Origin of the sequence: Psychrobacter sp. NC44, from assembly GCF_904846655.1 — a bacterium.
GTDB lineage: Bacteria > Pseudomonadota > Gammaproteobacteria > Pseudomonadales > Moraxellaceae > Psychrobacter.
This window is the reverse complement of sequence record NZ_CAJHBN010000009.1, coordinates 31,946-44,051: the sequence shown is the minus strand read 5'-3', so window position 1 is coordinate 44,051 and position 12,106 is coordinate 31,946. Positions and strand designations below refer to the sequence as shown.

General features: G+C 43.5%; 9 protein-coding genes. 6 read left to right on the top strand and 3 right to left on the bottom strand.

Going from position 1 to position 12,106, the window contains the following annotated elements; translation table 11 throughout:
- Positions 1 to 300 precede the first annotated feature (300 nt).
- The 3 genes from minC to JMX95_RS08305 all read right to left on the bottom strand — a co-directional run bounded on the left by minC (position 301) and on the right by JMX95_RS08305 (position 3,605).
- Positions 301 to 1,155, bottom strand: a complete 855-nt coding sequence (minC, locus tag JMX95_RS08315; protein ID WP_201560522.1) for a septum site-determining protein MinC — start codon at positions 1,153 to 1,155, stop codon at positions 301 to 303.
- Positions 1,156 to 1,281: 126 nt separating this feature from the next.
- Complete coding sequence (locus JMX95_RS08310) at positions 1,282 to 2,343, bottom strand: hypothetical protein (RefSeq protein ID WP_413786832.1); 1,062 nt, start codon at positions 2,341 to 2,343, stop codon at positions 1,282 to 1,284.
- A 299-nt stretch (positions 2,344 to 2,642) separates the two neighbouring features.
- Positions 2,643 to 3,605, bottom strand: a complete 963-nt coding sequence (locus JMX95_RS08305) for an acyltransferase (protein ID WP_201560518.1) — start codon at positions 3,603 to 3,605, stop codon at positions 2,643 to 2,645.
- Positions 3,606 to 3,956: 351 nt separating this feature from the next.
- On the opposite strand from JMX95_RS08305, the gene JMX95_RS13795 reads away from it, so the two are divergent.
- From JMX95_RS13795 to JMX95_RS08275, 6 genes are all read left to right on the top strand, one after another.
- Complete coding sequence (locus JMX95_RS13795) at positions 3,957 to 4,610, top strand: OmpA family protein (RefSeq protein WP_055124860.1); 654 nt, start codon at positions 3,957 to 3,959, stop codon at positions 4,608 to 4,610.
- 507 nt (positions 4,611 to 5,117) lie between these two features.
- Positions 5,118 to 6,578: an imelysin family protein gene (locus JMX95_RS08295; protein WP_201560516.1), complete on the top strand. Its 1,461-nt coding sequence runs from the start codon at positions 5,118 to 5,120 to the stop codon at positions 6,576 to 6,578.
- A gap of 318 nt (positions 6,579 to 6,896) precedes the next feature.
- Positions 6,897 to 8,576, top strand: a complete 1,680-nt coding sequence (locus JMX95_RS08290; RefSeq protein ID WP_413786831.1) for a di-heme oxidoredictase family protein — start codon at positions 6,897 to 6,899, stop codon at positions 8,574 to 8,576.
- Between the two features lie 158 nt (positions 8,577 to 8,734).
- Positions 8,735 to 9,883, top strand: a complete 1,149-nt coding sequence (locus tag JMX95_RS08285) for an imelysin family protein (protein WP_201560514.1) — start codon at positions 8,735 to 8,737, stop codon at positions 9,881 to 9,883.
- Positions 9,884 to 9,886: 3 nt separating this feature from the next.
- Entirely contained in the window at positions 9,887 to 11,428 is a 1,542-nt protein-coding gene (locus JMX95_RS08280; RefSeq protein WP_201560513.1) for a DUF1513 domain-containing protein, read from the top strand.
- Positions 11,429 to 11,430: 2 nt separating this feature from the next.
- The gene (locus JMX95_RS08275; RefSeq protein WP_201560511.1) at positions 11,431 to 12,099 is read left to right on the top strand and encodes a M48 family metallopeptidase; all 669 of its coding nucleotides are present in this window, start codon (positions 11,431 to 11,433) and stop codon (positions 12,097 to 12,099) included.
- Positions 12,100 to 12,106: the final 7 nt, after the last annotated feature.

Below are 12,106 nucleotides of genomic sequence, written 5' to 3'. Positions count from 1 at the left end.
ACAGCTTATATATGGATCACAAAGCGGTGCTACCTAGAATTTTCTGGTCAATATTGCCTATTGTGAATAATAAAATAGACGCTGACGAGTAGTGTAGATAGTGGCAGAGCTAGCGATTCATCATAGAACACTTTTGTTAAATAAACTTACTATAATATTAAGTGCGCTGTCTAAACGTCTACTGTTGAGATTTTCTAATAAACGTTTTTTAATAAGCGTCATGTATGATGAAAATCGGCTTAGCCTGTCTACATTTATAAAAATCATGAATGAATTTATCGTTCTTAACGGTAAAAGAATTTAAGCGTCATCCATTACCGTAAATACTAAGCCTTCACCTTCTACAAATCTTACTTGTACAGATTTGTCAATCACGTGCTCAGGTAAGTTGTCTCGTAAGCAATAAGTTCCCGCCACTGACACCAAAGAAGGGTTAAAAACTTGACAAAAAATACGAGCATCTTTGTCACCGGTAGCACCAGCAACCAAGCGTCCTTGGGCACGACCGTAAACGTGCAAGCTGTTATCGGTAATCGCTTCCGCCCCGCTATTGACACTATTGGTCAAAATCAAATCACCGCCCACGTGATTCAGGCTTTGTCCTGAACGTAGCATTTGATCGTAAATTAGGCTGGTAATATGCTCAGCGCTCACCAATGTCTCTGCTGTGGTGGTTGCTATCGTTGTTTCTGTGTTTGACTCGCTGATGGCTGCAGTATCATTGGTGCTGTCTGAATTGTTACTGGTTGAATTGATGCTGGCTGATTCTGTATGCTTATCATCGGGAGCTTTGCTTACTTGAGCTGCAGCTTTCTTGCTAGGTAATATACGCTCAATACGTTTGCCATCAGCAGGGAAGATGGCCAATCGCTGTTCACGGGCTTGCGCATCTAGTGTGCCAGTCACGACGCCAATAGGTTGTAAGCCCCACGACCATAAAAGCTCTACCAATGCTGAGAGATCTTGTTCAACCTCGCTATCGATAAGGATAGGGATATTGCTAGATTTATTACTAAGCGTTGCGGCAAGCTGGGCGTCTATCGCACTTAAATCATCTGTGCTAAATTGCAAACGTGAAAAAGTCAGCATCTTGCCATAAAATGCCAATGCTGGTGCGGCGCTCGAGCCTTGGCTGTCATTATCTGAAACTGTCATATATAAATCCTCAAGAGATAATTCTGTCGCTGTATCCACGGTGTTGTTTTTATTATCGAGTCATACCATTCATTTGCTTGCCAAGCCTAATGTTTTGTAGGCAGGGCGTGCTATTAGCAGTATGAATTATAGATGAAGCATCTCTTGATGCTTCCACTGCTGCACTTTTACCTGCGCTTCAAATTCTGTCAAACTGTCATCGATGATACTCGAAATCAAGGTATCTAACGCAGTATTATCCGTATCGATACTGGCAATGCCGTTGGCAATCGCTACCATCAATGAATCGAGGCGTTCAGGGTCTAGAAGGCGTTTATTGAGTGCGTAAACGACGTTTTCGCCTATATTGTGCCCGACGTGTTGCAACTGTGATTCAATCAAGCTACCGGCAATCGGTATCATGCGTAGGTAGCGACGCAGCTCAGGCGTATTAGCTAAACCCTCTTCAATAGCATTGCCCATCTCGCTGGCTAATATACTGCCGCCACCTGATGCTGCCGTCAACTCCTGTAGTTTTGGTGCTAGCTCTGTGCGCAGTATCGACAGCACTGCTGCCTCAATCTCGTTACGATTACGAGCTATCGTTGATTCAATAAAGGATTTATGCGTTTTAGGATCGGTCAGTTGCTGCCGAAAGTTTTGGATAGTCGTCAATATGACGCGGTCGGACAGCTCTTCTAACAGTAAGTCGATATAAAACCTAATCCGATTAATCCATGGCTGCGGCAGCACTTGGTAACCAAGTTGGTATAAGCGTCGCCCAATGATGACCGCTCGGAATAAACGTAAGGCACGCAGCTGCGGAAAGCACCCCAATACTTCATACCAATGTACAAAAGGAAAAAAGAACCAGCGATAGTAGACGTTTTGTTTAATCGCAATCGCCCAACGTAGCAGTAGCTCAAAGATCAAAAATAGGGTAAAAAATCCACCAGCGGTACGTAAAGGCTCATGTAAGGTATTTTGATACCAGTTGAGAGCATCGCTAATACTGAGCCATCCTGCGGCATTGCTACTAAAGCTACTCATCAAGATAGCATCAATACTAATCAATAATAGATCGATACTGATGGCAATAATCATCACGATATCGTAAGTGAGTTTTAAGCGATTTGGCGTTGGTCGGTTTGGCGGTGGCAGCGTATTATTAGGCGGCTGATTGGATACAGGCGCTGAGTCTAGAGGCAGGCTAGTAGAAGAGGAAGCGGGCACAGTCAAACCTTATAAATGATAAATAGCACGAAAAATAAGCGGCTCAAATAGTACAGGGCTATCAAGTCACTAACGGTCAAAAAGTCATGGGCTCATGACTATTCACATTATCAATGAATAGAGCCAAAAAACAACCCATCTTTCATTATAATTACGCATTATCATTTATGAGTTGGGGTTTACAGTTAGCATTTTAAACAACAGCGCTCAATCGTAGTTTTAAAACGACTTAAAGTAATTCACTGTTGTATGCCGTTGCTCTGTTAACGATGTCTCTAAGCGCTCGGAGCTTTAGGGTTTGTTTCAAACTCAGCCAACATATCGGTAATACGCTGATCTTTTTGCTGCCAAATTTGCTCTACCCAATCAAACATTTGAGATTTTACCGCGTCATCATTTTCGTAACCACCATTTTTAATACCGTTAAATAATGCATCAGGCATCTCAATATAACGCACATCGACGCCCAAACGCTTGATGTTACCTTTCCACAAATCACTATAACTTGGCACACCATCAGGATAAACGATGGTCATATCTAGCATGCCATCGATGTCTTCGCCTAGCGCGTTAATGGCTAAAGATAGGCCGCCTGCCCGTGGCTTCAATAAATGCATATAAGGAGACTGTTGCTTTGCATGTTTGGCTTTGGTGAAACGCGTACCTTCTAAGTAATTTAACAAAGTAAAAGGTTTGTCTTTTAACAGGGCACAGGCACGTTTGGCTTCTTCGATGTCTTTGCCTTGTAGAGCAGGGTTTTTAGCGACGGCTTCTTTAGAATGCCGACGCATCATTGGGAAGTCTAAAAAGTAAAAGGCTTGACCCACAATTGGAATGTAAATCAGTTCAAATTTGGTAAAAAACCGTGTCAATGGCAAGCGTTTTTCACTAATGTACTGCACGATACTGGTATCGACCCAAGACTGATGGTTGCTGACCAGCAAATATTTGCCATTGATGTGAACGTCATCGGGTAAGCTGATGCGCCAATCTTTACGTGGCAACATGTCATCGATCAAGGCACTGTTGCCACTGATCCAATAAGTCGCGATTTTGATGACCGCTTTGTCTGCGATAGGAGCACCGGTGATGACTTTGCCGACACCCATTAACCATAAGGGAATACTACCACCGAAGCTGTTGGCTGCAATAACCCCAGTCGCTGTCGCAAGTGAAACGGCTTTGCCTAATTTAGGGTTGCGTTCGTGTATTTTTCGAATAGTGGATGTCAATCGCATGCTAAATCCTTTTCGGTCAGTCTTATTAGTATATAAATGATTCATTGCCAGCTTTATTGCACAATTTTAGCAGAAACGGTTCAGAGTGTACGAGTGTAAACGTGACTTGTGATAACACCTTGCGCTAATGGATAGTTAAAAATGAGAACACAAACGTATCCAATCATTGTGAAAGTCTCATTAAATCATTCTGCACTTCTCATACACAGGTGTGACAAAATATTACACATGATTAGATTGTAATTGCCATAATAATGACGAGTGTATATTAAGCATGTAGATGGAATTAACAGAAAATATTTATAAAAAGCACACTTTGTCTATAATTTTTTAAACTTAAGAGGAAATATTATGCGTAATACATTAATGATTGCAGCAGTAGCGTCAGGTCTAGCTCTTAGCGGTTGTGCTACTGATCCAAACACTGGACAACAACGCTTGAACAAAACTGCCATTGGTACATTGGCAGGTGCTTTAGGCGGCGGTGCAATTTCAAAAGCAACAGGTGGTGATAACACAGGTCGTGATGCCGCGATTGGCGCAGCTTTGGGTGCTGGTGTTGGTTACTACATGGAGCGTCAAGCCAAGCAGCTTGAGCAGCAAATGGCTGGTACGGGTGTAACCGTTACGCCAAATGCGAACGGTAATATTGACCTAGTAATGCCAGGCAACATCACGTTCTCATTTGATGATGCGTCTTTAAACCCATCATTTAGACCAACGCTTGATAAGCTTGCATCAACGCTAAATGAATATAACCAAAACACGATAACGGTTGCTGGTCATACTGATAGCAAAGGTTCTGATGCTTATAATATGAAGCTGTCACGCGATCGTGCTTACGCAGTAGCGAACTATTTAAGCGCACGCGGTGTGGCTTCTAGCCGTATCAATGTTGTCGCTTATGGTGAGTCTCGTCCAGTTGCTGATAACAGCACTGAGTATGGTCGTCAGCAAAACCGCCGTGTTGAATTAACCATCAATGCGCCAAACAACGTACGTTAATTCATACGATGGTCTAGCTGTCATTATAGTGTTAAAAAAGGTCAGTGATAAACTGGCCTTTTTTTATGCCTGACATTTAGATTTCAAATTCAAAATGATCTTAGGAATCAGGATTCCGTTAGTTTTAAATCAATTTAGAGCTGTTTTTCGTATTTTTATTTATAAGACAATCGTTAGCTAAATGGTTATATTAATATTAATTAAATATTGATAATGATTATCAATAACACTATAATTTACAAAGCTTTGTTATTGTGGCGATACTAGGGTAGGTTGTCAGTTCATTTGAGGCTTTTCTAAATGGAATAAAAATAGCTAAACTTTGTCTAATAATGTCAAATTCTGGTCGATATTTTGATATTTTGATATTTTGATATTATGGGCACTGTTTTTCTCGTTTGACTGTCATTTATCTCATTTTCATCAGCATTATTTAAAATGAGGATATGCCCTAATGCTCTTTATTCAAAGCCCATTTTTCTTTTGCGATACTTTTTGAGGATATGTATGACGATTACCACAGTAACGAGCCGTAAGATTTTACCAACTACTTTAGCTGCTGCGCTTGCAGGGTTGTTAATGGTGTCGGGTTGTACCAAGCAAGCCAAGGAAGACACGGACTCTACCGCCGATACGCAAACAGCGGTGCAAGACACAACCGCTGCAGATACGACGAAACTATCAGCGGTTGATCAAGCTTATACCGATAGACTGATGATCAGCTATGCAAACATGGCGCATGCGGCTTATAAAGATTCGCTAGATACTGCTAAAGCCTTGCAAACGGCAGTAGAGACATATGTGACAACACCAACCCAAGCAAACCTTGATGCGGCAAAAGCGGCGTATAAAGCCGCGCGCCAGCCGTATTCGCAAACTGAGATCTTCCGTTTTGATGAAGGCTTTGTGACAGCCAATGATAAACGAGCACTCGGTAGTATCGATGGTTGGGAAGGACAGGTAAATGCTTGGCCACTTGATGAGGCGCTGATTGATTACGTTAGTGATGGCTATGAAGGTGAATACAATAGCCAAGACAATATCATCAATAGCGATAGCATTACAGTCGGTAGTATCAAACAAGATACCAGTACTATCACTCCTGAGCTGTTAGCAGAAATGAATGAGATTGGTGGCAGTGAAGCCAATGTGACGACCGGCTACCATGCGATTGAGTTTATGCTATGGGGACAAGATACCAACGGTGTTGGCGAGGGTGCAGGCAATCGTCCAGTGACTGATTATGCGACTGAAGCGGGTCAATGTACCAGCGGTGAGACGGTCAATGAAGATGCTGGTATATGTGAGCGTCGTGGCGCGTTCTTAAAAGCAGCGACTCAATTATTGGTTGATGATTTGACTGCAATGGAAGCTGAGTGGCAGCCTGAGAGTGAGAATACCTTACGTAGCGACCTGATGGCTCGCAAATACGATAATGGTCTACGCCAGATCATGTATCAGATGGGCAGCCTAGCATTGGGTGAGCTTGCTTCTGAGCGTATACAGGTTGCGTTTGTAACGGGCTCTACCGAAGATGAGCACGAATGCTTCAGTGATTTGACCCATCTAAGCTATGCCAATAATGCCCGTGGTATTCAAAATGTCTTTAACGGCAACTATAAGACAGTCGCTGGTAAGAGCGTTGGTGGTTATGGTGTTAAAAACTATCTAGTCGATACGAACAACAAAGAAGCGGCTGATAAATTGGCGACTGACTTTGCCAAGGTAGAATCCGCCTTTAATGTGATTGTTGAAAAAGGTGAAAAAGAAGGCATCAAAGTTGATCAAATGATTGCCACCGCTGGTCAAGTAAGCAAACAAGGTATTTCAGCTGAAGAGCAAAATACCCGTCGTAGCTGGATTGAAAATAGTATCACTAGCTTACAAGAGCTGACAGCTGGTATCGAAAATGCGGCAAAAGCGGTCGGTATTGACAATTTAGATGCTGACGCAGGTTCGCAGTTTTAACCGATCACGAATTTACTGGCTTAACAGCAAGCATAGCAGTGATTGACATAGCAGTGATTGACATAGTATTGACCGACATAGCATTGATCGATAATGCCTGACAAGTCGTTATAAGCTAATGAGAATTATTTTCATGGAAAAATAATTTAGGTATAATACACACGTTGTCGACTACCGTTGGCGGCGTGTTTTTTTTACCATATTAAAATAGCCTGATAGGTCAGTACGTCATTACATTGCTGTACCTTATCGACTAGAAGTGAAACACTTTATAGCATGCGATTTTAATGGTTCTAGATTAGAACTAAGGTACTCTTTATGAACACCACGATGAACGCCACAAATATCTTTAAAGCCAAAACCCCTACCTCTTTTTATGCGTCTTTTGTCAGCAAAACCACCCTGTTAAAGCCAACGCTTGGTATTCTGTGTGTGCTATCCCTTAGTGCTTGTCAGCCGACGGACAGTGTGTCTGATGATATTTCTGAAAACGAAAAATCTGCCATTAATAATGGTGACAACCCAACGCTAACACCTGAACGCCTCCAAACCATCGAAACGCTCGCTGGCTTATCAATGCAGCAATTGGCAAGCTTTGATCCGCAAGAGGTCAAGCAAGGTGGTGATACAGGAATCAGTATTAGCAGCGCTGAGAGTTACTCTAAACCTTCATCAAACTTGACGGCATCACGAAAAGGGCATTTTTTTATTGGTAATGCATTCTTTCGGCAACCGTGGGTGATTGCCCCTGCCAGTACCGACAGCCGCGATGGTTTGGGCGCATTGTTCAATGTTGCTGCCTGTCAGTCGTGCCATGTCAAGGACGGTCGCGGTCATGCACCTATGACCAGTGATGACGATGCCGATAGTTTGCTTATTCGCCTTGCGATGCCAGCGACCACCGATGAGCAGCGTCAGCAACTGCAAAACTCACTTATCGAAAAAGTCGTTCACCCTATGTATGGTGGTCAGTTACAAGATCGAGGTATCCAAGGTGTGCCTGCTGAAGCCAGAATCGCGGTGCAATGGACAGACAAGCCCGTTACTTTTGCAGATGGTCATATCGAAACATTGCGTGCGCCCACCTTTAATTTAACCAAACCGGGTTATGGGGCATTTGATGATGATTTGATGGTGTCGCCGCGAGTGGCTTTACCGATGATTGGGCTTGGATTACTTGAGCAAATACCGGATGAAGCGATTAAAAAACAAGCGGTTGATAATAAAAACAGTACGAATGGCGATATCAGTGGCAAGTTCAATTGGGTCATGGATCCACAGACTGGCAAGCATGCTCTTGGACGCTTTGGCTGGAAAGCAGGGCAAACCAAGCTGATTACTCAAAACCAAAGTGCTTTTAATGAAGACATGGGCTTGACCTCAAATATACGTCCTCATGAATCCTGTATGCCGACACAGACGGCTTGTATGAATGCGACGACTGGGGCTGATGAGCAAGGCAATGGTAAGCCGCCCGTCGAAGTCAACGATGAAGTGGCTAAGTTTGTGGAGTTTTATACGCGCAATTTGGCAGTACCGCATCGGCGTGATGCTGACGATACGCTAGTATTAGCAGGTAAAAAACGCTTTTATGATATGGGTTGTCAAAGTTGCCATACGCCAAGATATCAGTTGCCAAAAACCGACGATGACCATCTTGAGCAGCATGGACAAGTGATTTATCCTTATACGGATTTGCTATTACATGATATGGGTAATGATCTTGCCGATCGCACGATTGCTGGGAAATTGCCCGCAAAAAATATCCAAGTCGAGTTTTTAGCCAATTCTTATGAATGGCGTACGCCTGCTTTATGGGGCATTGGTCTGGCACAAACGGTCGATCCACAAGCGACATTTTTGCATGATGGTCGCGCCCGTACGTTGATGGAAGCGGTGCTATGGCACGGCGGTGAAGCCCAAAAGCAACAGCAAAAAGTACTCAAACTCGACAAACAAGGTCGTTCTGAATTGAATGCGTTCTTACAGTCATTATAGAGATAATGTCATTTACCTATGCTAAATGACTGAGTAATAACTGAGAAAATAAGTAAGTGTTGATAAGGTTATCCGCCCAATCAAACACTAGAGACTAGAGACTAGAGCTTGTAAAGAGTAGAATTTAAACCATTATTGATAATAATATTGAGAAATTTATGAAAATAAACCATGCTTTAGCGATGGCCTTATCGGCCTTAAGCGCAGGCTTGCTGATCAGCTGTGTTAAACCGGCTGATGACAATAAATCGCCAGAAGTAGATAGCCAAAAAGTTGCGCAAGACAGTGCGGCATCTACCAGCGCAGCAGAAAAAGATAGTAGTGGAGATAAAATTACCGCTGTTGATATTAGTGCTGAGACTGAAAAGACCTATTTGACCCATGTGGCAAATGACATTGTCATTCCAGCCTATGCGGATGCCGCAAAACAGAGTGATTTATTGCATGATTTGGCACAAAAGCATTGTCAGCAAGCACCAGTCAGCGGTGATGAGCTGCAAGCACTGCGCGATCAATGGCTAGTGCTCGCACAAGCATGGGCAGGCGCTGAGATGATTAACTTTGGCCCAGCGACCGCCAGCATGAGTAATTTATATATCAATTACTATCCTGATGAGCGCGGTCTGGTACACAGTGGCGTTGCCGATCTAATCGCTGCCAATCCTAAGCTCACCGCCGAGCAATTGGCTAACGAGAGCGCCATCGTGCAAGGGGTGCCAGGACTAGAAGAAGCGTTATATGCCAATGACAGTCTGGATGCTGCTCAATGTGCTTATGTGATTAGTGCAAGCAGTGCTTTGAGCACGCGCCTAAAAGATATTGAGAAAAACTGGCAGCAAAATGCCACTAATCTATTAGCTATTGATAAAACGGCTGACAGCGATCAAGGATTGAATCAATGGTTTAATTCTTTACTCTCGTTGGTTGAGACCATGAAGTCTAATGCCATCGATCAACCGTTAGGCTTAACAGGAAAGGTAAAAGGTCATTTGCCAGCCGCTACCGCAGAGCAAAGCCGTGCCATTATCAATGCTAAATTGGCGACATTGAATGAAGTACTGACGGATCCCGTTTTGACCGCTATTTTGGGCAGCAATAATGAAAATGAAGTCGCGGATAACTTATCGACCGCGCTTGCTGATGCCACTACATTATTAGCGCAAATGCCAGAAGACTTAGGGACCGCCGATAAAGCCACTCAACAAGAGCTGTTTGATCACCTCACGACTATTACACGTATTATTAAGCGCCAATTGATTCCGACGCTGGGTATCCGTGTGGGCTTTAACAGTACTGATGGCGATTAAAAAATGCACTCTATCGATACTAAGACAGCAAAAAAATCACAGCCGCAGCCAGAAGATAAGAAGTCTAATAATGAGCTGTTGGCAACATCAGCATTGACGATGCTTTCTACTATAATGGGTACCGTAGCGCTTGTCGGTATTCATCATCGTTATCGCAAGCAGCGTCAGGCTGATGCCCGCTTGCAGGATTATGTCGTAGGCATACGTTCGCAGTTGCAGTCGTTAACCTCTACACCAACACCCCAGCTAGCACGGTTTAGTTACGCTTGTCAGCAAGCCGCTACTGCATGGCAACACGCTTATCATTTATCGCTAGATGATAAGAATAATACCAACCATCATAGTGTCGCTGACTTTAGCGCAGCACATACCACCACCGTATTGACGCGACCCATTTGTTGGGTTAGCGGCGTGGCGTCTATGCCAAAAAATAGCGCCTTAGCAAATGATGATCAGCGTGCTGACAATGATTTTGGTGTGGTCGGTATTGATGCTGATCGACAAATCGTTTGGCAAACGACCATGCCTGAACGTGTCCATGATATTGTCGTTCAGCCTGTGCTTAGTGATCAAGATAGTACGATGAAGAATCATAGCAGTCGTGACGTCGTGGTGATGGGGCGCCGTCCGAGCGAAAAATTCTGGGTGCTTGATACTGCGACAGGACAAGTAAAATTCGCCATTAACGCTGCAAACAACCGTCATTTTTACGGACACGCTTGTTATAGCCTAGACGGTGAATTGCTGTATGTGACCGAGAATGACACCATAAGTTTGGATGGTAAAATCGGTATCTACGATGCTTACGATAATTATAAAAAAATAGCAGAGTATGACTCGCATGGTATCGGTCCGCATGAGCTGATTATGCATCCTGATAGCGAGACATTAGTCATCGCTAACGGCGGTATCAAAACCGAGCAAGCGTCGCGTGAAGAGCTCAATTTAGACAGCATGCGTCCTTCATTGGTTTACGTTAATCGTCATACTGGCGCTTTACTTGAGCAGATTATGCCTGAGCACAATCAAATGAGCGTGCGTCACCTAGCCATGCATGACGATGGGACGGTGATGATAGGCATTCAATTCCAAGGCGAAAAGCATATTAATGTACCGTTATTATTGACCCATAAGCGCGGTGATACTGATTTTAAAGCGCTTATTATGCCCAATGATCAATGGCAGCGCTTTCATCAGTATATCGCCAGTGTAGCGGTCGATAGTGCGCGTAACCTACTCTGCGTGACAACACCAATTGGCGGTTGTGCAGCGATTTACGATTTAAATACTCGTACATTGATTGATGATGTTAGCCTGCCAGATTGTGCAGGTGCAGCAGTATTGTCTAATAATAATACTGAAAAAGCAGAAGATAATAATGAGCAATCAGGTTTTATCGTTAGTGATGGTCAAGGTCAGTTAGCGGCTTTAACTGTTAATAGCTTGGCAGCTGCTGAACTTGCTACTATAGATCAAGGTGAGCGTATTTTTATCAACAGTAAATATCATATGATGTCGTTTGATAATCACTTGCAAGCGCTCTGAGCATGAATGTACCGCCAGCAAATCATTCGTTTTTATTAGACAGCGCTAAACATTGTTTGGCGCAAGCAGGTATTGAGCTACATATCAGCAAAAAGCGGGTTAAAAATATCAATTTCCGCTTAAAGCCACATCAGTTACTAGTATCTGTACCACTATTTATTAGCCCAGCCCAAGCTGCGCAGGCTGTGATGAAGCGCGTGTCATGGGCGATAGCAAACCACCCACAAGTATTAGAGCAGTATAAACGACAACAACTTCCTTTAGCGCAAGCTTTAACTGCTGATAGTACTTTGCTATTGTGGGGTAAAGAGCAACCGTTCACTTTAAACCATGATGAAAAACTTGCCTATTATCGGCAACATCTTTCTGAAGCGATACCTGCATTATTTGCAAAGTGGCAACCGATTGTCGGTGCGACAGCCAATGAGATACGCCTAAAAAAAATGCATACGCGCTGGGGCAGTTGTAACACGCGTGCGCGCCGAATTTGGTTGTCTGTGTATCTGCCTGCTTATCCTATTGCGTGCACCGAATACGTCATCGTCCATGAGCTGTGTCATTTGCACCATGCCAATCATAGCCGTGCCTTTTGGCAAATGGTGGCAACTGCAATGCCTGATTATCAGCATTGGCACGATATGCTGGCAGGGAAGACGGGAAAATTAGATTAAACGATTC

Bases quoted from the DNA above. Each gene is read 5' to 3' on its own strand.
- JMX95_RS08305 (WP_201560518.1), bottom strand. From the start codon at position 3,605: ATGCGATTGACATCCACTATTCGAAAAATACACGAACGCAACCCTAAA.
- JMX95_RS08285 (WP_201560514.1), top strand. From the start codon at position 8,735: ATGAAAATAAACCATGCTTTAGCGATGGCCTTATCGGCCTTAAGCGCA.
- minC (WP_201560522.1), bottom strand. From the start codon at position 1,155: ATGACAGTTTCAGATAATGACAGCCAAGGCTCGAGCGCCGCACCAGCA.
- JMX95_RS13795 (WP_055124860.1), top strand. From the start codon at position 3,957: ATGCGTAATACATTAATGATTGCAGCAGTAGCGTCAGGTCTAGCTCTT.
- JMX95_RS08290 (WP_413786831.1), top strand. From the start codon at position 6,897: ATGAACACCACGATGAACGCCACAAATATCTTTAAAGCCAAAACCCCT.
- JMX95_RS08275 (WP_201560511.1), top strand. From the start codon at position 11,431: ATGAATGTACCGCCAGCAAATCATTCGTTTTTATTAGACAGCGCTAAA.
- JMX95_RS08280 (WP_201560513.1), top strand. From the start codon at position 9,887: ATGCACTCTATCGATACTAAGACAGCAAAAAAATCACAGCCGCAGCCA.
- JMX95_RS08295 (WP_201560516.1), top strand. From the start codon at position 5,118: ATGACGATTACCACAGTAACGAGCCGTAAGATTTTACCAACTACTTTA.